17 protein-coding genes and 1 tRNA gene are annotated in these 20,314 nt (G+C 37.4%); 12 read left to right on the top strand and 6 right to left on the bottom strand.

Going from position 1 to position 20,314, the window contains the following annotated elements; translation table 11 throughout:
- Window positions 1-77: 77 nt before the first annotated feature.
- On the bottom strand, window positions 78-2,714 hold the full coding sequence (locus H3Z82_RS03755) for a DEAD/DEAH box helicase family protein (protein WP_182202623.1): 2,637 nt from the start codon (window positions 2,712-2,714) through the stop codon (window positions 78-80).
- A gap of 155 nt (window positions 2,715-2,869) precedes the next feature.
- On the opposite strand from H3Z82_RS03755, the gene hemB reads away from it, so the two are divergent.
- The 10 genes from hemB to H3Z82_RS03705 all read left to right on the top strand — a co-directional run bounded on the left by hemB (window position 2,870) and on the right by H3Z82_RS03705 (window position 14,174).
- A complete protein-coding gene (gene hemB / locus H3Z82_RS03750) occupies window positions 2,870-3,862 on the top strand; it encodes a porphobilinogen synthase (protein WP_182202621.1) in 993 nt (330 codons plus the stop codon).
- A 165-nt stretch (window positions 3,863-4,027) separates the two neighbouring features.
- Window positions 4,028-4,435 (top strand): Lrp/AsnC family transcriptional regulator, encoded by a 408-nt coding sequence (locus H3Z82_RS03745; RefSeq protein ID WP_182202618.1) that lies wholly within the window; start codon window positions 4,028-4,030, stop codon window positions 4,433-4,435.
- Window positions 4,436-4,528: 93 nt separating this feature from the next.
- Window positions 4,529-5,641, top strand: coding sequence for a CNNM domain-containing protein (locus H3Z82_RS03740; RefSeq protein WP_182202616.1), 1,113 nt, complete (start codon window positions 4,529-4,531; stop codon window positions 5,639-5,641).
- Window positions 5,641-6,114: a methylated-DNA--[protein]-cysteine S-methyltransferase gene (locus tag H3Z82_RS03735; RefSeq protein ID WP_182202614.1), complete on the top strand. Its 474-nt coding sequence runs from the start codon at window positions 5,641-5,643 to the stop codon at window positions 6,112-6,114. The genes H3Z82_RS03740 and H3Z82_RS03735 overlap by 1 nt, the downstream gene beginning before the upstream one ends.
- Window positions 6,115-6,286: 172 nt before the next feature.
- Window positions 6,287-7,654, top strand: a complete 1,368-nt coding sequence (locus H3Z82_RS03730) for a dihydrolipoyl dehydrogenase family protein (RefSeq protein WP_182202611.1) — start codon at window positions 6,287-6,289, stop codon at window positions 7,652-7,654.
- A gap of 16 nt (window positions 7,655-7,670) precedes the next feature.
- Window positions 7,671-8,246: a uracil-DNA glycosylase family protein gene (locus tag H3Z82_RS03725; RefSeq protein WP_182202608.1), complete on the top strand. Its 576-nt coding sequence runs from the start codon at window positions 7,671-7,673 to the stop codon at window positions 8,244-8,246.
- A gap of 536 nt (window positions 8,247-8,782) precedes the next feature.
- Entirely contained in the window at window positions 8,783-10,204 is a 1,422-nt protein-coding gene (gene aspA, locus H3Z82_RS03720; protein ID WP_317172423.1) for an aspartate ammonia-lyase, read from the top strand.
- A gap of 255 nt (window positions 10,205-10,459) precedes the next feature.
- Window positions 10,460-10,882, top strand: coding sequence for an OsmC family protein (locus H3Z82_RS03715; RefSeq protein WP_182202603.1), 423 nt, complete (start codon window positions 10,460-10,462; stop codon window positions 10,880-10,882).
- A gap of 101 nt (window positions 10,883-10,983) precedes the next feature.
- Window positions 10,984-12,675 carry a single-stranded-DNA-specific exonuclease RecJ gene (gene recJ / locus H3Z82_RS03710; RefSeq protein WP_182202600.1) on the top strand — a complete coding sequence of 564 codons (1,692 nt, stop codon included), beginning with the start codon at window positions 10,984-10,986 and terminating at the stop codon, window positions 12,673-12,675.
- Between the two features lie 218 nt (window positions 12,676-12,893).
- Window positions 12,894-14,174 (top strand): MFS transporter, encoded by a 1,281-nt coding sequence (locus H3Z82_RS03705; protein ID WP_182202598.1) that lies wholly within the window; start codon window positions 12,894-12,896, stop codon window positions 14,172-14,174.
- Here H3Z82_RS03705 and H3Z82_RS03700 read toward each other — a convergent pair.
- Both H3Z82_RS03700 and H3Z82_RS03695 read right to left on the bottom strand, forming a co-directional pair.
- Window positions 14,171-14,923 (bottom strand): UDP-2,3-diacylglucosamine diphosphatase, encoded by a 753-nt coding sequence (locus H3Z82_RS03700; RefSeq protein WP_182202595.1) that lies wholly within the window; start codon window positions 14,921-14,923, stop codon window positions 14,171-14,173. The genes H3Z82_RS03705 and H3Z82_RS03700 overlap by 4 nt on opposite strands.
- 170 nt (window positions 14,924-15,093) lie before the next feature.
- Window positions 15,094-15,543, bottom strand: coding sequence for a 6-pyruvoyl trahydropterin synthase family protein (locus H3Z82_RS03695; RefSeq protein WP_182202593.1), 450 nt, complete (start codon window positions 15,541-15,543; stop codon window positions 15,094-15,096).
- A gap of 118 nt (window positions 15,544-15,661) precedes the next feature.
- Here H3Z82_RS03695 and H3Z82_RS03690 point away from each other — a divergent pair, with 118 nt between their 5' ends.
- Window positions 15,662-16,303 carry a 2OG-Fe(II) oxygenase gene (locus tag H3Z82_RS03690; protein WP_182203014.1) on the top strand — a complete coding sequence of 214 codons (642 nt, stop codon included), beginning with the start codon at window positions 15,662-15,664 and terminating at the stop codon, window positions 16,301-16,303.
- Window position 16,304: 1 nt separating this feature from the next.
- Here the strand turns inward: H3Z82_RS03690 and H3Z82_RS19715 are convergent, their stop codons facing one another.
- Entirely contained in the window at window positions 16,305-16,430 is a 126-nt protein-coding gene (locus tag H3Z82_RS19715) for a hypothetical protein (RefSeq protein WP_262890678.1), read from the bottom strand.
- Between the two features lie 173 nt (window positions 16,431-16,603).
- Complete coding sequence (locus tag H3Z82_RS03685; RefSeq protein WP_182202590.1) at window positions 16,604-17,104, bottom strand: GNAT family N-acetyltransferase; 501 nt, start codon at window positions 17,102-17,104, stop codon at window positions 16,604-16,606.
- 251 nt (window positions 17,105-17,355) lie between these two features.
- Here H3Z82_RS03685 and H3Z82_RS03680 point away from each other — a divergent pair.
- Window positions 17,356-17,429, top strand: a tRNA-Ala gene (locus H3Z82_RS03680).
- Between the two features lie 75 nt (window positions 17,430-17,504).
- Here H3Z82_RS03680 and H3Z82_RS03675 read toward each other — a convergent pair.
- Window positions 17,505-20,261: a PD-(D/E)XK nuclease family protein gene (locus H3Z82_RS03675; RefSeq protein WP_182202587.1), complete on the bottom strand. Its 2,757-nt coding sequence runs from the start codon at window positions 20,259-20,261 to the stop codon at window positions 17,505-17,507.
- Between the last annotated feature and the right edge of the window lie 53 nt (window positions 20,262-20,314).

The following is a 20,314-nucleotide window of genomic DNA, read 5'->3' as shown; positions in this document are numbered from 1 at the left end:
TTCCAAAGTGCCAAGATATCATCAATTTAAAATTGTAGATAGCAAGTTCAAATTTCAATGCTCTTTTTTGGGCTTAATTATTTCCATACCATCACCTCTCTGCTCACTTCTCTAAATTTATTAGAAATGTGAAGCAGGCGTGCTTTCAGCAGGAGTTTTCTACCCTCCAAATGTCTTGTATAAATCAATTTTGATTTACCAAGATGATGGTTCCAATGCTTTTGAAAAGTCAAAGCTCTTTTTTTATGATTACCAAATATTTCAGGAACTGCATAAAAATTTTCAATAGCCAGACGGCGTTTAAAAAAGCTGGTTCTTATGATCAAATAGCGCGGGGTTTCAATAGGCGCCAACAGTTGGCTTAAAGCACGCGCAAATAAGGCATCTTCTAATCTGGACGCATTATTTAGGCAACAAATCAGTTGTCCTTGAACAGAAAACTCTGAAATCAATGAAATATGATCTCTTTTGGTGGTCATGTGACCTAACTCATAAAGGGTGTCCAAAATAGCATGTCCCATTTTTTCAATCCGCAAGAACAAAAAGCCATGTTGCGAATAAAGTTGAAACGCCTTGTAAAACCGATATCCAAACGAGAGCATTAAAGCAATAATCAAGGAGTTTAAAAAATAATAGATACCTCTACTCAATATAACCTGGATGCTCTTGACGAAATATTCAATAAAAAATAGACCCAATCCCAGTAGCAATTCTAAAATAAAATAGAGTACCATATCTTTATAATAGATACTTTTTTGTTGTTTATATGGAATTTCATCCAGATCCATAAGTTTAACTTCTCTTGTCAAATGACTACCCGAATTAATCGCCACCTGCCAACTATTAGTAGTGTTTTTTCGATTCTTGGAGTTTTGTAGTGTGATTTTATTTAAAGCTTCAACATCTTCTGTGCCGATTTCTTTTGGAATTTTTAATCGATCCATTCCATTTTCAATAACAGGGAAGGTATCATTGGAAACCCCCATAAAGGCTTGAAATCGGCGTTGTAGTGTTTCTATATCTTTACCGCCATTGGACGCGGTTGGATCAATACAGGCGAGATGCCAAATATTTCCCACTTTATGCGGATTTAACGGGTTTTTTCGAATAGCACGACCACGCATTTGATTGCTCGACACAAAGGCGCCTACAAATGAAGCCAAAATCAAACTATTTATAGATGGTGCATCCCATCCTTCCCCCAATAACGATTTTGTGCCAACTAAAATTTTGATGTCTCCTTGTTCAAAAAGCATAGTCAGTATCTCAACCGTAGATTTTAACGTGCCGCTTTTAGGGCTAAGCATTAAAAACTCAACATCTGATGGAAATTCAGAAAATAAAAAAGTTTCTGCCCCAGTAATATGCTCCACTGTGGCTTTAAGAGATTGATGAACAACCACAATACTACCAGAAAGCACTGCCAAATGCTGATTATCGGCAAAATGATATCGTAAATATTGAAAAATGGGAATCACACCTATTTTATCAATGGTTGGTATTTGATCGTTTGGGATGCTACAAAATTCCTTCCTGATATAATCGGTAAGAATGACACATCTTAAATCGCCATTAAGTTGTTCATATTCTGATCTCACCACAGCTGCAATACTTTTGAGCTTACTGGGGCTTTTGGTCAAGGATTTATACAGCAAAGTATCACCTATAAAATCGATTTTACCGTTCTTAAACCCATTTATCCGCTTCAATTCATTTTCCAATGATTTTAAGTAAGATTCTTGATATTCAAACGTTAAGCGGTCGTTTACAAGGATGTTTTGCAACAAACTTTGGACCCACTCCAAAGTCAAATCAGGAAATGTGATAGTCTCATTCTTCGCAAAACCTAAAATTTTCAACGTTTCATTCGGAATTCTTACTCCACATTTATTAAGAAAAATCAGGATGGACGAAAAGTACGCCACATTATCATATAAGTCCTCCAGATTTTCAGAGGTATGGCAATAAAATCGGTGTTGTACCAATAACGCTTTAAACGTTTCATCAACTAAAAGTGCATCAACAAAATCAGCAATTCGTTGTCGGTAAGCTACAATGAAATTGATTTCTAAATCGTCGGGCTTTGACAAATAAACAAAATCCTGATGTGGGGATAAATCAGTCGCTTTTACAAGGTCTGGCACCGCTATTTCATCATCAATTGGGCCGCAGAGAGTAAAGTATTTAGAAATTTCGGTTCGGTCACTGTCATAAGGAGGCGTTGCTGTAAGTGCCACAACATAAGGATTGATGGTGTTTTTCAAATCCATGAGCGTTTGCCACCAACTGTTTTTTAAATGGTGTGCTTCATCTAAAACCAGAACTTCAATTTGATGCTTTTCAAAAAACATGGTGAAGTCCTCTAAACTTTCAAAAGATTTATGCCATGCGTGCAACGATTGATAGGTGACAAAGGTAATGTCAGATGGTTCCTTAATGTTGAATGAAAAGTTCTTAAAATCTTGATATTTCGTAAAAAATTCCTGCAGTCTCTTTTCCCATTGGTTTCTGATAGTTAGGGTAGGTGCAAGAACCAATGTTTTCTTGCCAATTTTTCTGATAATCTCAATGCCAAGAATCGTTTTACCAGATCCTGGTGGTGCTACCACATGAAAATGACGGTCTGAAAGATGTCGTTCAAAATTTTCTAAAAGAATCTGTTGATAATTTCTCCAAGTGAACACAAATTGCAAATCTCTGAAGCGGTTATTCAAGTTTAAGTGGGTTTAAATTTTTAAATTTGCAAAAGCTAAAAATAAGAAATAAACGGTTAAAGCAATGAGCGTTCTCCATCCCATTTTAGAGAGACATTCAATTGACATTGAAATAGGATGCCCTCAACTTTTACCTTCACATTTAACATAGAATCATGTATCCATTAAGAAGAAACAGAAGATTAAGAGCCAATGAAGCAATCCGCTCATTAGTGAGAGAAACCATTATTTCGCCAAATGATTTTTTGGTGCCACTTTTTGTCGTAGAAGGGCAAAATGTTAAAGAAGAAATCGCTTCTATGCCAAATTACTTTCGCTACAGTCTGGATCTTTTGGAAAAAGAAGTTAAAGAACTTTGGAGCATGGGCTTAAAATCGGTTTTACTTTTCGTAAAGGTTCCTGATAATTTAAAAGACAATCAAGGTAAGGAAGCCATCAACCCTAACGGATTAATGCAACGTGCCATCCAAACGGTTAAGAATACTTGCCCGGAAATGTTGGTTATGACGGACGTGGCGTTTGATCCTTATTCCGCCTACGGACACGATGGCATTGTACAAGATGGTATGATTCTGAACGATGAATCCGTTAATCTGTTAGCAGAAATGAGCGTGTCTCATGCTCAGGCTGGTGCCGATTTTGTTGCACCCAGTGATATGATGGATGGTCGAATTCTGGCCATACGTGAAGCTTTGGAGGATGAAGGTTTTACAGAAACCGGGCTTATGAGCTATTCGGCTAAATATGCTTCCGCATTTTACGGACCTTTCCGTGATGCCTTGGATTCTGCCCCGGTGGATATGAAAAACGTTCCGAAGGATAAAAATACTTATCAAATGGATTTTGGAAATCGGATTGAAGCCATCAGAGAAACCAAAATGGATATAGATGAAGGTGCGGATATTGTCATGATAAAACCTGGATTATGTTATTTGGATATTGTACGCGAAATCAAAAATGCCGTAGATGTTCCGGTTGCTGTATATCAGGTTTCTGGAGAATACGCCATGTTAAAAGCAGCTTCTGAAAAGGGCTGGTTAAATCATGATGCTGTAATGATGGAACAGATTACCGCCATCAAACGTGCTGGAGCGGATGTAATTGCTTCTTACTTTGCGAAGGATGTAGTTCGATTTTTGAACAAATAACTTCATTTAAGGCTAGTATGCTTTTTAGCTAAAAACGAGTAAAAGTCTAAAATTCATTTATTGTCTGTAATATGTCAAGATCTAGGTTTTAATTAACAATCAAAATTAATTTCATATATTTAATTTCGATTGATTACATTATCACTTTATATATTTATGATTCAAATGGATAATATAGACACAGAAATCCTTCAAATGCTGCGCCGAAATTCACGTGAATCTTTTGCGGCCATTGGCAAAAAAGTAGAACTTTCAGCGCCTGCCGTGGGGAAACGTGTTAAACTGTTGGAGGAAAAGGGAATTATCTTAGGATATTCATTAAAAATAAATCACGAAAAACTTGGCGTTGCCACTAAGGCTTATATTAATCTAAGAATCCACCAATCAAGCACGTTAAGAACAGCCTACAATCAAATTTACCATCAAGAGCAAGTGCAGCGTTGCGACCGGATTACCGGCGAGGACAGTTTATGCATTCTTGGATATTTTAAAAATAATCAAGACTTGATCACTTTTATTGAACGCATTTCGCAGTATGGAATCCCTACTACCAGCATCATTTTAGAGAGTTAAGTGCTATCACCCCCATTGTTTTTTGCAAAACATAAATAAAGAAACTAAGAATATTCTTAAATTAGCAGTAATCTCTAAAATCAATGACCATAAATGACCCTATTAATTCTTTATGCATTTATTTCCATTTTCTTTTCCTTTCTATGTTCCATATTAGAGGCGGTTCTATTGAGCATCACGCCCACGTTTATTAATATCAAGAAGAAGGAAGGCAAAAGTTACGCAGATAGTTTGGAAATGTTAAAAAAGGATGTCGATCAACCACTCATTGCTATTTTAACACTTAATACTATAGCACATACTGTAGGTGCTATTTTAGTGGGTGTCCAGGCTGAAAAAGTATTTGGCAATGGCGACAACTCCATTTTAATAGTTTCTACAGTAATGACCTTGCTTATTTTAATACTTTCTGAAATCATACCAAAAACCATAGGTGCCACCTATTGGAAAAACTTGGCTAATTTCACTTCAAAAGGACTTAATATTCTTATTTTTCCTTTAAAATACACAGGTATTTTATGGCTTTTACAATTGACAACCAAATTGATTGGTGGTAAAAACGCCCATGTTAGCACTGTTAGTAGAGATAGTTTTTTGGCCATGGCAGACATTGCCCATGAGGAAGGGGTGTTTCAGGCATCAGAAAGTAAAGTGATTAAAAACCTTATCAACTTTAAAAAGATTTTGGCAAAGGACATCATGACGCCAAGAACCATAATGGTTTCCGAGAATGAACAGACCTCGGTTAAAACATTTTTTAATAAGAATCAAGAGCTTCGTGTCTCGCGAATTCCAATTTATGCAGAAAACCCTGATAATATTACAGGACTGGTTCTTAAAGATGAGATCTACAGAGAAATGGCTCTTGATAACGACGATAAAACATTGGCCGATATCAAACGGGACATTATCATAATTGAACGCAATTTGCCAATCCCAATCTTATTTGAAAAATTAGTGGAGAGTAAGAATCATATGGCCTTAGTTGTTGATGAATACGGCACTGTTACTGGATTGGTGACTATGGAAGACGTAATTGAAACACTATTGGGGCTTGAAATTATGGATGAGAGCGATAATGTTGCAGACCTTCAAAAACAGGCTCGAAAAAGTTGGGAAGCGCGTGCTAAGCGGTTGGGAATGATTCAGGATGAACCAGAAGATAATGCGCACAACAACACTGACAACCCCGAAAACAATCAGTAATGGAATCGTGCATCATCAAATCGCCTTTGGGGTTCACGAAAATCAGTGGTGATGAATACGGGATTACTTCCATTTCTATACTTAATTCTGATGAAAGAGTGACTGATGTAATTCCTAAAGAGCTTGAAGATTGTGCCCATCAGCTTAATGAATACTTTGAGGGCAAACGTACGCAGTTTGATCTGTTGTTAAACCCTGAAGGTACCAGCTTTCAGAAAAAGGTATGGGACGCACTCCAAACCATACCTTACGGAAAAACCTGTTCTTATTTAGATTTGTCTCAGCAATTGGGTGATGCCAAAGCCATAAGAGCGGTTGCCAATGCCAATGGTAAAAATCCATTGTGGATTGTTGTGCCTTGTCACCGTGTTATTGGAAGTGATGGAAGCTTGACGGGTTACGCCGGTGGATTGCATCGTAAACAATGGTTATTGGAACACGAAAGTCCTTACAAACAGCAAAGCTTATTTTGAGCATACACCAACCCATTAGGAAAATACCATATCTGATAGGTAACACTGAGTTTTTAAATTACATGTAACTTTCTTTATAACATAAAGATCCTTATTTATTTTTCGAATAATTTCTAAACTTTAGTTTTTCCATAACATATCTTATCGGAAGTTTCGGTATCTTAATCCTATTATGAAAAACACCAAAAAAACACATTATGACGTGTTCGTCATAGGTAGTGGGGTTGCAGGACAAACCGCTGCAGAGATTTGTAGAGAACAAAAATTAAGCGTGGCCATTGCTGATAATCGGGAATTTGGCGGAACTTGCGCCAATAGAGGTTGCGATTCCAAAAAAATACTACTTCAGTTTTCGCAACTGGTTTATCAAAGTAGAAATCTTAAAGGCAGCGGTGTTAAAAAGCTGCCAAAGCTTAATTGGAAGAAAGTCCAAAAGTTTAAACGATCATTTTCTGACCCAATTCCACCAAATACAGAACAGAAGCTAAAAGATTTAGGCATATCACTCTATCATCAGTCGCCAAAATTCATAAGTGAGAATGAAGTTGAGGTAGAGGGAAAGTTAGTTTCTGCCGATTATTTTATAATTGCCACAGGAAATCACCCGAGAGAACTTGATATTGACGGTAATGAACTCTTGAAAGTGAGCGAAGATGTGCTGAATTTCAAAAAAATCCCGAAATCTATCACTTTCATCGGCTCAGGTTATATTGCGATGGAATTTGCCTGCATGCTCGCAACATTAGGCTGCAACGTGACCATTTTGGAACGGGACAAAACTTCTCTGGCTAAATTTGATGACTATTTAGTAGAAAAATTAATAGCTAAACTGGAAAGCCTGGGCGTTAAATTTGTTTTTAATGCCGATGTCACTGGCGTTAAGAAACTGAAAAAGAATTTAAAAGTGGCTTACACCCACAACGGTAAATCAAAAACCCATAAATCCAGAAAAGTAGTTAATGCCACTGGAAGAGTTCCGGCTATTGAAGCTTTAGAACTTGATAAAGCGGGAATAGAAGTGGATAAGAAAGGCATCGTGGTCAATGATTATTTGCAGAGTAAATCGCACCCCAACGTTTACGCTTGTGGTGATGTTTCAAATAAATCGCCGTCCCTTACACCGCTTTCGGGCCTTCAGGGGTATATTGCTGGGAACAATGTGGTCAAAGAAAAATCAAAATCTTTAGATGTGCCTTGTGTGCCTTCTACGGTATTTACCACCCCAAATTTAGCTTCAGTTGGTTATGGCGAATCTGAAGCCAAGATGCGTTATAAAAACGTCAAGGTGTATCAAGGAGATTGTCGTGATTGGTACCATGCGAAACGTGAAAATGAAGACACGTATGCTTACACAATTTTAGTCAATGAGCGTACCGATGAAATTGTAGGTGCACATATTTTGAGTTCTAAAGCTAACGAAAGTATCAATGTTTTTGCAACAGCCATATATAATAAGATGACCGTTAAGGAATTTAAGCGTATGATGTTGACCTATCCTTCTTATGGTATGGATTTTAAGAAGATGATGGAAAATAAATAACAGTAATTACATGGCAATGCAAGATTTACTTCACACCATAAGAGACTGCAGTATCTGCAAAGCTCATCTGCCATTAGGACCAAGACCTGTAGTCACTGCACATCAAGATTCAAAAATCATAATTATTGGTCAAGCGCCGGGTACAAAGGTTCACGCTTCTGGAATACCCTGGGATGATGCCAGTGGTAAACAATTACGTAAATGGCTGGATGTAAGTGTTGAAGAGTTTTATGACGAAAAAAACTTTGCCATTATGCCGATGGGATTTTGTTATCCTGGGAGAGGTAAAGGTGGCGATTTGCCACCGCGACCAGAATGCGCACCGCAATGGCACGATCAACTTCTGGAATTTATGCCAAATGTGGAATTGCTGCTTTTAATAGGGATGTATGCTCAAAAGTACTATTTAAAGAAAGAGGCCAAGAAAACCCTGACCGAAACCGTTGCAAATTATCAGGAGTACTTGCCCAAATATTTTCCATTACCACACCCATCACCTCGCAATCGGTTTTGGTTGACCCGAAACCCTTGGTTTGAAGAGGAGGTTGTGTCTCAGCTGCAAAACTCCATAAAAACGATCTTGAATAAATAAGATTGCTATTTAAAGTCAATAAAAGTCTTAGCTTTTTATAAGTTTCTCAGTAATACCATGGTGCATATTTATTATTCTATTAATTATCTACACCTTTATATAGTCCAGGAAAAAACAGTCTTTATTAGGGGCTAAATTTCCAAATTAATCCTTCCTTAAAGCGTTTTTTTTTGTCTTCATTTCATTTTCACTAAATCTTTGTGTCAAAAACCCTAAGAAATTGTCAAAAACATATAATTGGCTCCTTCATTTTTAAAATTAACAGTTTGAATATTGATAAATGAGGATTGCTAAATCTCGGTCCATTTGGCATATTTTCCTTTGTTCAATCAGTATTGTGAATTGAGTTTTATTCAGTAGTTTTAGCGTTTTCTTTGTTTTTCGTCACTGTATATATGATTGAAAATACAAATATAAAAACTTGATTAATAGCGTTTAAAGTAAGTCAGGCTATGTGTAATTGATTGGCAGTGAGATGAATAGTGTTTATTGCGCTTTTGACTGAAAACCATAGTAAAAATATGATAATACAGAATATAATGAAAACCAGAATAGAAGAGGATTTAATTGGTGAATTAGAAATTAATGATGACCTATATTATGGAATTCATACCCAAAGAGCCATCAATAATTTTAAGATTTCAAAATCTAAAATTTTCGATTACCCTTTATTTATTAAAGGTTTGATTGTAACAAAAAAAGCCAGTGCTTACGCCAATAAGGAGATTGGAACAATAGCTGCTGACAAAGCGGATATGATAATTGATGCCTGTGATGAAATTTTGGCCAACTTAGATTCCTATACAAAATATTTTCCTACCGATATGTTTCAAGGCGGTGCTGGTACGTCGGTGAATATGAACGCTAATGAAGTCATTGCCAATGTAGCTCTTGAAATGAATGGCTATGATAAAGGCCGTTATGATGTTTTACATCCAAATGATCATGTCAACAAATCACAATCTACCAACTGCGCGTATCCTACAGGTCTCAGAGTTGCCATATATTACTATATGAACCATTTATTGGAAAAAATCAATCTTCTTACGACGCGTTTAGACATTAAAGGGACCGAGTTCAAGAAAGTTTTAAAAATGGGCAGGACTCAACTACAGGACGCCGTACCCATGTCTTTAGGGGATGAGTTTTCGGCATGGGCTGCAAATTTAAAAGAGGAAACCAAAATGTTGAAAATGTGCCGCGACATCATTCTGCCGGTAAACTTGGGAGGGACGGCGATTGGTACACGGGTCAACGCTCCAAATGGTTTCTCCAAACTTTCTGTTGGCTATTTGGCTAAATTTACCAAGGCAAGTTTTGTTGAGGCCGAAAATTTAATTGAAGCCTCTTTTGACTGTGGCGACTATGTGATGATTTCTGGAGGGTTAAAAAGAACAGCAGTTAAGTTGTCTAAAATTTGCAATGATTTAAGACTGATGTCTTCAGGCCCTCGCTGTGGTTTTCAAGAGATCAATTTGCCGGAAATGCAGGCAGGATCATCTATCATGCCAGCCAAAGTCAATCCGGTTATTCCAGAAGTGGTCAATCAGATCTGTTTTAAAGTCATTGGAAATGATGTGACCGTATCTTTTGCAGCAGAAGCTGGGCAATTGCAATTAAATGTCATGGAGCCTGTTATTGCACAATGCGTTTTTGAATCTATAGAGCTGCTCTCCAATGCTTGTGTTTCGCTTGCTGATAACTGTATTTCAGGAATCACGGCAAACGAGGCCAAAACAAAAGAAATGGTCTATAATTCGGTAGGATTGATTACATTTCTATGCCCATATATTGGACACCATATGGGTGACTTAATTGGAAAGGAGGCCATAGCAACAGGTAAAACCATACGCCAAATTGTTCTTGAAAAAGAGTTACTGTCAGAACAGGAGTTGGACTTAATACTTAGTCCTGTTAACTTAATGCATCCTGAATACACAGCATTGGCTCATAAATAATTTGAGATTCATACCTTTTAAATCTGCGCCACTCTTATCTGATTATAAATCTATGCTTTGTTAGAAGAACCTCTTAGGTTGTTTTTCGAATTGTTTGTATAGCTTTTGGTAATATGCCATTGTTTTTTGATGGTCTTGATATCTCAATATTCTTAAGGGGTAATCTTGATATTTAATAGTATTTTTGGGTGAATGAATATAACCGAGGAAGTATGTCTAATTTTGGAATATTTCCTAATTTAAAATTGATAAAAAATGGAAGATAAAGTCATCACGCATTGGAAAGGAAATTCACAATTTGAATCTGATAACCCTAGCGGAAAAACCCTGCTTATGGATACCTCCGCAGAACATGGCGGCTATAATTCGGGGCTGCGCCCAAAAGCGATGATGCTTGCGTCACTTGCTGGCTGTTCAGGGCTTGATGTGGTGTCTGTCCTCAATAAAATGAAAGTTACTGTTTCTGACTTCAGGATGGATACTTATGGCGAATTGACCGAAGAACACCCAAGATATTATCATACAGTGTCTGTAGAATATCATTTTTATGGAAAAAACTTAGATGAGGGCAAAATTAAAAAGGCGGTTGATTTATCCATAGAAAAATACTGCGGTGTCATGGAAATGTTTAGAAGATTTGCCAAAGTAAATACTTCGATCCATTATCACAATAAGTAAAATTGAATAAAGACTTGATAACCCTGACAGATATCGGGACTGTCAGGTCTGAGACCCTTTCAAATCTGAAATATGTTTAACCTGATACACGAAAGTATAAAATGCGTTGGACACTAAAACCAAAACCAGAGCCATCCAAAATAAAGCAATTATCTGAAGCCCTTCAGGTGGAGCCTTCTATCGCCTCGTTGTTGCTTCAACGTGGTATTGAGACTTTTGAGGAGGCCAGGCGGTTTTTTAGACCGCGTTTGGATGAGCTGCATAATCCTTTTTTAATGAAGGATATGGACAAGGCAGTCCATCGTATTGAAAAAGCAATCAATGATGGCGAGAATATTTTGGTTTTTGGCGATTATGATGTAGATGGTACAACGGCGGTAGCCTTGATGTCTTCTTATCTAAAAACAAGAACAGATACGGTTGCCACGTATATTCCTGATCGTTATGATGAAGGTTATGGCGTATCTATAAAGGGAATAGACTTTGCTCATGACAACGATTTTACGCTGATCATAGCGCTCGATTGTGGAATAAAGGCAGTTGATAAGGTTGCCTACGCAAAAGATAAACGCATTGATTTTATTATATGCGACCACCATCGACCGGGTGCTGAACTTCCGGCTGCCGTTGCTGTTTTAGATCCAAAACGTACGGATTGTGCGTATCCTTATGACGAATTGTGCGGCTGTGGCGTGGGTTTTAAATTGATTCAAGCCTTGGCTTCCAGAGAAGGTAAATCCATTGAAGACTTAACCGAATATCTTGATTTAGTGGCTACGGCTATTGGCGCTGATATTGTTCCTATTACAGGTGAAAATAGAACCTTGGCGTATTTTGGATTGCAAGTGATTAATGGAAATCCGCGTGCTGGAATTAAAGCGATTATCGAGCAAACCAAGAAATCCGAATTGACCATTACCGACGTGGTTTTTATCATAGCACCACGGATCAATGCGGCAGGCCGTATGAAGCACGGCAATCACGCTGTGACTTTATTAACGGAAGATGATAAAGTGCTTGCGCAAACTTACGCCCAAGAAATCGAGCAGTTCAACACCGATAGAAAAGAAGCCGATCAACGAATAACCCAAGAAGCTTTGCAACAAATTGAGGTATTCAAGGAGCAAGACCGACTTACTTCAGTGGTTTATCATGACTCGTGGCATAAAGGTGTTATTGGTATTGTGGCGTCACGATTGATTGAAACGTATTATAGGCCAACCTTGGTATTTACTAGAAGTGGAGATTGGTTGGCAGCCTCGGCTCGATCGGTATCTGGGTTTGATGTGTACAATGCCTTGGAAGCGTGCAGTGCGCATATTGAACAGTTTGGAGGACATAAATACGCCGCGGGTTTAACGCTTAAAGAAGAAAATTATGAAGCCTTTAAACAGGCCTTTGAAGATGAGGTGTCAAAAACGATAGATCGATCTTTATTGACTCCAGAGATCCGAGTGGATAGTCAAATAGATTTTAAAGACATTACTCCAAGATTTTACCGGATTCTGAAACAGTTTGCTCCTTTTGGGCCGGGTAATATGGCACCCGTTTTTATGACCGAGAACTTGCAGGATACTGGATATGGAAAATGTGTGGGTGCCGAAGACAAACATTTAAGAATTACGGCCAGACAAGGTAATTCACAGAATATGGTGGGTATTGGTTTTAATCTTGGTGATAAATATGATTTGATTGCTGACAAAAAACCATTTAAAGCCGTCTATTCCATTGATGAAAACCATTGGCAAGGTCGGGTAAGTCTACAATTGAAATTAAGGGATATCAAAGCATAATCTGCACAAAATATGATATTTTCCCGACCTGCCTGTAGGTATGAAACCTTTTAAGTCTGACAACTTGCAGGTTTGATTTCAAAAATCCCTAATTAGGATATCTGTCATTTTAGAATTTAAGAAAAATCTAAAATAAAAACGCCTGATGCTTTACATTTGTATTCAAATTAAATCTTTTTTAAGATTAACCATACACTACTCATAAGGGCCTGATATCTATGCCACAAAAACCAATCAAAAAAGATCCCTACGCTGCACTTCGGATTAAGGAGTTCAATATTTTCTTAGTGGTACGTTTCGCGTTGGTTTTTGCGTGGTCCATGCAATTTATCGTCATTGAATGGGAGGTATATTCCATAACTAAAGATCCATGGTCCCTTGGATTAATTGGTTTGATGGAAATTATTCCAGCTGTAGGAATTGCGCTATTTGCTGGGCATATTGTTGACCAAAAAGAAAAAAGAGGACTTCTTATCAAATGTATTTTAGGGTTTTCAGTCATCAGCCTTGGATTGTTTCTACTGACCTGGCCAAGGATTGTAGGAGACTGGTCCACCAATCAAATCCTTTATAGTATTTACTTCTTGGTGTTTTGCGGCGGACTGGTCAGAGCGTTTATAGGACCAACCGTATTTTCGTTGATTGCCTTGATTGTTCCAAAACAATTATATCCAAATGCTGCCACCTGGAGTAGCTCAACATGGCAAATGGCATCTGTTCTTGGCCCCGCTTTGGCAGGTTTCAGTATCAGTTGGATTGGCGTCCATTGGTCTATGTGCTTAATCATGGCCTTTGCACTCTTGGCTTTAATCAATTTACTTCGTATTTCAAGGAAACCAATCTTAAATCCAAAAATTGGCGAACCCGTTATGGATAGCCTTAAGGAAGGTGTCAGATTTGTATTCAAAACCAAAGCAATATTAGGCGCCTTGACCTTAGACATGGTGGCCGTGCTTTTTGGAGGCGCTGTAGCTCTGTTGCCCATATTTGCACAGGATATCCTAAAAGTGGGCTCGGAAGGTTTTGGGGTGTTAAGGGCGGCCCCTGCGGTTGGTGCGTTTTTAACCATGTTGATTACGGCTTATATCCCAATCAGTAAAAATGCTGGTATGAAACTATTGATGGCCATTTTTGGTTTTGGAGTGAGTATCATTGTGTTTGGCTTATCTTCTGTATTCTGGATATCCGTAACAGCGCTTTTCTTTAGTGGTGTTACGGATGGCGTATCAATGGTCATCCGCCAAACTATTTTACAATTGAAAACACCAGATCATATGCGTGGACGTGTGGCATCTGTAAATTCGATATTTGTAGGCTCCTCCAATGAACTTGGAGCTTTTGAAAGCGGTTTGACAGCAAAGCTTATGGGAACCGTGACAGCCGTTGTTTTTGGAGGTACAATGACCATCTTAACGGTGGTGACCACAGGTCTTGTCTCCCCATCGTTTAGAAAATTAGATTTACGTAAGGATATAGAAGCGCATGGAAAAGAAAATTAATACCTCTTCAACTCCATGTTCTCCCCATTAAAAACTCCGTAAGTATAATATTGAATCCAATCACCAAGATTGATATAGGAGGAGTGGTCATTTAATTTAACCTCCAATGGAAGATGTCGATGACCAAATATAAAATAGTCGCGGTGCTTTTCTTCTAACTTCCGTTTGGCATACTGTACCAGCCATTCTTTGTCCTCACCTAAAAATTTGGCATCGTCATCGCCCGAGATCAATTTGTTTTTGACCGACATATATTGGGCAAGCTTGACCCCTAAATCGGGATGCAGCCATCTGAAACACCACTTAAAAAACGGATTGGTAAATATTTTTTTCATGCGCTTGTAGCCCTTGTCATGTGGCCCCAAACCATCACCATGCCCAATAAAAAAAGACTTATCGTTAAAGGTAAACTCTTTCGGTTTATGAAAAACATCAATATTAAGTTCTTCTTCAAAGTAGCCGTGCATCCATAAATCATGATTGCCCACAAAATAGTAAATGGGAATTCCAGAATCACTTATTTCAGCAAGCTTGCCTAAGGTTCTTGTAAATCCTTTTGGCACAACGGTTTTGTATTCAAACCAAAAATCAAACAGATCTCCCAGCAGAAATATGGCCGCGGCATCGTGTTTGATTTCATCAAGCCAAGCTACGAATTTCTTTTCTCTCGGAAACGATTCTTCTTTTGTAGGAGCTCCTAAATGGTTGTCAGAAGCAAAATATACTTTTTTCCCTTTTGGAATATTCATTAATCAGCTATTTTAAATTTCTGCGCAGGCAGGAAACCTTTAGGTTTAACTAAGTCCATCTCACGATTTAAAAACGGGTCTGGTGGAAGCATGTCTACTTAAAAATTTTTTCATTAAAACAGAAATCATATTCTCATAGAAATAATTTCCTACCTATTAACTACCACTGTCTAATTATCACTCGCATACCATTCCGCAAAACTAGTGTCAGTTTCCTGAAGTTTTAAGGAATGAAGTTGAATGGCATCTGGTAAATGTTTTTTAATTTTTTCGGCAAAATCAATCACCATCATTTCACTGGTTGGTTGATAGTCTACCAAAAGCACGCTGTGGCCTCTAACTTTTAACATTTCGGCCAACTCTACATGAGGCGTATTTTTATTGAATACCGTGGCATGGTCAAAAACATCAACGATTTCGTCCTTTACAATTTTTTTCAAATCTGAAAAATCAATCACCATTCCGAACTTAGCATTTTCAACATTGCTGATTGGAGTTCCAATAACCGTAACAGACAGCTTATAACTGTGTCCATGAACATTTTTACATTTGCCGTCATAGCCATATAAGGCGTGACCTGTTTCAAAAGAAAATTGTTTTGTAATTCGAATTTTGCTCATATACCCTCAATTTAGCGCAAAGATATTCAATTTGTAAAAAGGAATCCCTTTTTAGACTATATTTGGCCAATTATTGCTTGTATTCATTTGTGCCTCAAACTCTTAATTCCAATATATGATGAACTCTATTTTTCAGGACATTCCTTTTGTTGAAAATCCTTTATATGAAAGGATTATTGACGATATCGTTACGCACAAGTATGCCATTGTTGAAGATTTCTTTAATGATGATGAGGTTGAAGTGCTTAGACAATCATTAGTGGATAAGCATGAGGAGAATGCTTTTAAAAAAGCGGCAATAGGGAATAGGGTCAATGAAGTTATTGTAAAATCCATTCGAGGCGATGTTATTTTATGGATTGATGAGTCCCAAGCCAATAGTGCTGAAAAACTATTTTTTGATAAAATTAATAGCCTGGTCGATTATCTTAACAAAACTTGTTTTTTAGGAATTCTTCATAAGGAATTTCACTATGCGCTATATCCGACAGGTACTTTTTATAAACGTCATATTGACACGTTCAATAATGATGATAGACGCAAGCTTTCATTTGTGTGTTATTTGAATGAATCGGGGTGGCTGCCAGAAAATGGTGGCGAATTGGTGTTGTATTTGGATGGTGATGGCAAGGAGATGGAGAAGGTTATTTATCCTTTTCCAGGTCGTGTGGTTATTTTTGAAAGTCAGATTATTGAACATGAGGTTAAACCGGTCAATACCGAAAGATTGAGTATTACCGGTTGGTTAAAAACCCGATAAATTACTTGTTTTTTCGTCGGTTGTAGACATAAATGACAACCAATACAATGGCTAATATTAGAAATAAGCCGTTACCACTTAAAAATTCGAGTACTTCCATAAATGTTATCGCGATAGGTACTGCCAAAGTTAAACGTTTTGTTCGGATGGCAAGAAAAGTTATCTGAATTTTATGATCAGTGGCAAACCTTTGGCAGTTATCCATAAAGTAAACAGGATAAAACTAGCTTACAATTTTAGCTCGGACATTTCAAGGGGAAAATAGGATATGATTGATTTTGTTTAAATGGATTGTTAAATTCATAAGAGAAGTTCGTAACAGTAAAACGGATGTTCACTTTGCATAGGAAAATAAATGGCTCCTACACGGGTGTAATGGCGACGTTCATAAAAAGTTTGATTTCTCTGATTTTGAGAAAAAGTATCCAACCTGATGGAATCGTAGCCTTCGGTTCTTCCATAGCTTTCAGCAAATTGCATTAATTTTTGTGCAAATCCGCGTCCTTGATGGTCAGGGTGTATGGCCAATCGATGAATATATAGATTGTTATTATTAGGTGTGAGCCATTTTACAGCGTGATATTCTTCGTCCATAAACGAAGAAATCACAATCGTACCAATAATGACGTTACCATCAATCATGACAAAGAGTTCGTCTCTTGCGATATCTTTTTGAAAGGCTGAGGCATTTGGATAATGTTCATTCCATTGATAGATGCCTTTGGATATCATGAACTGGGCACAAGCCTTTGTCAATAATAAAATAGCTTCGATGTCTGATGAGGTGGCCTTGCGAATCATTCTTGATAAACTTTGAATTTAATTAGAGGGAGATAATGTTAACAATGCTTAAGAATTGGCAAAAATAGAGAAGATTATTTAGAATGAATAGTTGATTTTAAATGGATTTCATCAAGAAGACTGAACGGATAGAAATATAGTATCAGAAAAGTTGTTAAAAAAGAAAAAAATATTTTAAGTTTGCCACTTAGTAAAAGTATACTAAAAAACTCCAAATCTTCTGCAGGAAGGAAGTGGCGTAAAAATAATTTGGGGATGTAGCTCAGTTGGCTAGAGCGCTTGGCTGGCAGCCAAGAGGTCGTCGGTTCGAGCCCGATCTTCTCCACAAAAAAAGCAATGCGAAAGCGTTGCTTTTTTGATTTTATAAGTTTTGAAAATAGTAATTTTTCAAATGACTTTGTTAATCCACATCCTTTTCGATAAAATCGATTTCAGGGTCGCAAATTTCCAAAATCAATTTTTTAAGCTCTTCGTAAAAATGGTCCAAGGTGTCTTTCGTGATTGTTTGATCTTTATCTCTACTTCTCGCTGCGGATTTTTTACCAAACTTTAAAAAATAATCACCTTGAAGATTCTTAAAAGAAATAACACCGGCTTCAACGGGGTTCGATAAATGCTCTGTCTCACTTAGCATGTAGGCATAGGCCAAAACCTGAAAACTTTTACTGTACTTATTATAATCTAAGGTAATGTCTTCCCAATCTACAATCTCTACCTGTCCCTGGTTAACTTTACCTGTTTTATAATCAATAATCCTGAGGGTACCATTAAATTCATCAATTCGATCTACGGTGCCCTTTAAACGTACCTTAAAATCCAATTCAGGAACCTCTACTGCGATGTCGAGTTCTTTCTCCAAATCTATAATCTTAATTTCATGTCCTGCTTTCAAGGTTTCTAGTTCCTTATTGATGAAATTTGAAATATAACGTTTGGCAACTTCAAGAATAATGAGGTTCTTGCCTTTGGTCATATCACCTTCCTTATAAAACTCCTTAAAATGATGCGTGACGCTGCCATTAATGAGCGTTTTCATTTTCTCTAAATCTGCTTCGGTCAACAGCTGTCCTTTATATGGGGTATAGAAATCCTCTAAGGTCTGATGGATGACACTCCCCATAGTATTTGCGGCTACAGTTTCTTCAACATCCTCAAAACTCTGAATTCTCAAAACCTTTTGATAGTAGAAATCTAACGGATTTCTGATGTAATTCGTTAATGATGAAGGTGAAAATCCGGAGTTGGCAATCTCTTGCAGCCTGGTCATGATCCCCGCCGTTTTCTTTATAACCTTAGGTAGCTTTTGGGCAACCTCAACTTTCGGTACGATGATGCTATGTTTTATATTATGGAGATTTTCAACCTGAAGTTGGGTTATAAAACGACTTTTTTCGCCACCATTTAGTACATCAGGCTCTGTGTTATAAATGACATAAACATTTTTTGCCCGCTGCAACAGTCGGTAAAAGTGATAAGTATAAACGGCATCCTTTTCTTTAAAGGTGGGGAGACCGTTTTCAAGCTTCACATCATAAGGGATAAAGGAATTAGAGCTTTTACCTGCCGGAAGAATACCTTCATTAACGGATGAGATAATGACGGTTTCAAAGTCCAATACACGAGACTCCAACATGCCCATAATTTGAAGTCCTTGTAGAGGTTCGCCTTTAAAATCTAAAGTTTCATTACCCAATAACTCTTTATAGAGGTGGTAAAGGGTAGTGCTATTGCTGATGAAGTTGTATTTAGTGTTATAGTGTTGTAATTCGTTGAATATTTGATTGAACCTATAAAGATATTCAAGCGCTAAGAGGTTTTTAGTTTTTTCTATATCCAGATGTGCCTTTAGGGTTAAAATGAGCTGAAGGAGATTAGTGAAAGCCTTATCAGAATTATTTTCCCACGATTGGAAAAGAAGGCCCACAATCTCGTGCTTTGTCCCTGCAAGGGCTTTCAGTTTTTCAACCGATATAGTGACAATATTGTTGCTCTGGATATGATTTATAATCTGATTGCCATAATTGATCGTCTCATCGGTTAAAACGGACTGAATGGAGGCGTGTGATAAAACTGCTACAACGTCTTTATAATATAATCTGTTGTCGTGGTTTTTCTGAATCTTGAACACTAAGTCAAATAACGAAGCCAACGGTACTGATTTAAGTGGTAGCCCCATGGTAATATTAATGGCTTCCACTTTTTGAGGAATTGAGTTGAGTAAAGGCATTAAAAGCGTTTCATCACCTAAAACAACCGCTGTTTTCTTCAAATCAGACATGGGCAAGCTGTCCAATAATTGTCCAATATACTTTACTTGACCAATGTTTTTTGGAACGGCAATGGTATGGATGTTCTTTTCAGTACGATAATTATCGCCAATCCAACGCATGTCATTGGTTTCAAAATACCGCCAAGACTTTAGATGCTGCCTAATAAATAAACCTGCATCGTGAATTGGATTGTTTATAAAAGTTGTATCAATATCCCAATAGATGCTTGCAAGATCCTGTTGCAGTAATTCTTGGATAATATGCTCTTCAGCCTTATTTAGGGCATTAAAACCAATAAAAATATGTTTTTTACCTGGGTTGGACAATACGTAAGGTGTAACGCCATTAACAGCTTCTTTATAGACCAAGCCTTGATATCCTTTTTTATTCTGAATTAGGGCTTCCCGGAATGCTTTATAATATACTTTAAGACGATTCCAGAAGGCTAAATAGTTTTTGATATATGGGGTTTGCTCTTCGGATAAAGACCAATGATTGATTTCTTTAATGGATTTCAGATAATCAAAGATATGATCTGGATCTATTAGGTACCGATCTATTTCATTGAAATCCTGAAGCAGCAGCTGTCCCCATTTTGAGAACTGATCAAAAGTTTCTTGTTGAGGTTCTGAAGTGAGCTTTTTGTAAACGAGGTAAAATTCAAAAAGAAGTTCTGTATTACTGGCATAACTCAAATGAGAAAGACCTTCAACAAATTCTTCAATAGATAAAATATCGGGTGCAAATAGCGTTTGTTTAATGCTATGGGAAAGGATGTCCTTTAAAAATGTACCTGCTCTTTTGCTTGGTAGAATAAAAGTGAGCTGCGAAATATCCTGCTCTTTCTTTTGGATGTCGTCTATAACTTCTTGTAAAAAACTCCTCATGGTATAAAAATAAAAAACGCCCCGAATATCGGAGCGTTTTTATAAAATATTTA

This window comes from Gelidibacter maritimus, assembly GCF_014062315.1.
In the GTDB taxonomy this organism is placed as follows: Bacteria; Bacteroidota; Bacteroidia; order Flavobacteriales; family Flavobacteriaceae; genus Gelidibacter; species Gelidibacter maritimus.
Note: the sequence above shows the minus strand (reverse complement) of the source record. Positions and strands in the feature narration are given on the sequence as shown.

Excerpts from the sequence above, each read along its gene's own strand:
- hemB (WP_182202621.1), top strand. The coding sequence starts at position 2,870 with ATGTATCCATTAAGAAGAAACAGAAGATTAAGAGCCAATGAAGCAATC.
- H3Z82_RS03745 (WP_182202618.1), top strand. The coding sequence starts at position 4,028 with ATGGATAATATAGACACAGAAATCCTTCAAATGCTGCGCCGAAATTCA.
- H3Z82_RS03740 (WP_182202616.1), top strand. The coding sequence starts at position 4,529 with ATGACCCTATTAATTCTTTATGCATTTATTTCCATTTTCTTTTCCTTT.
- H3Z82_RS03735 (WP_182202614.1), top strand. The coding sequence starts at position 5,641 with ATGGAATCGTGCATCATCAAATCGCCTTTGGGGTTCACGAAAATCAGT.
- H3Z82_RS03730 (WP_182202611.1), top strand. The coding sequence starts at position 6,287 with ATGAAAAACACCAAAAAAACACATTATGACGTGTTCGTCATAGGTAGT.
- H3Z82_RS03725 (WP_182202608.1), top strand. The coding sequence starts at position 7,671 with ATGCAAGATTTACTTCACACCATAAGAGACTGCAGTATCTGCAAAGCT.
- H3Z82_RS03715 (WP_182202603.1), top strand. The coding sequence starts at position 10,460 with ATGGAAGATAAAGTCATCACGCATTGGAAAGGAAATTCACAATTTGAA.
- recJ (WP_182202600.1), top strand. The coding sequence starts at position 10,984 with ATGCGTTGGACACTAAAACCAAAACCAGAGCCATCCAAAATAAAGCAA.
- H3Z82_RS03705 (WP_182202598.1), top strand. The coding sequence starts at position 12,894 with ATGCCACAAAAACCAATCAAAAAAGATCCCTACGCTGCACTTCGGATT.
- H3Z82_RS03700 (WP_182202595.1), bottom strand. The coding sequence starts at position 14,923 with ATGAATATTCCAAAAGGGAAAAAAGTATATTTTGCTTCTGACAACCAT.
- H3Z82_RS03695 (WP_182202593.1), bottom strand. The coding sequence starts at position 15,543 with ATGAGCAAAATTCGAATTACAAAACAATTTTCTTTTGAAACAGGTCAC.
- H3Z82_RS03690 (WP_182203014.1), top strand. The coding sequence starts at position 15,662 with ATGAACTCTATTTTTCAGGACATTCCTTTTGTTGAAAATCCTTTATAT.
- H3Z82_RS03685 (WP_182202590.1), bottom strand. The coding sequence starts at position 17,104 with ATGATTCGCAAGGCCACCTCATCAGACATCGAAGCTATTTTATTATTG.
- H3Z82_RS03675 (WP_182202587.1), bottom strand. The coding sequence starts at position 20,261 with ATGAGGAGTTTTTTACAAGAAGTTATAGACGACATCCAAAAGAAAGAG.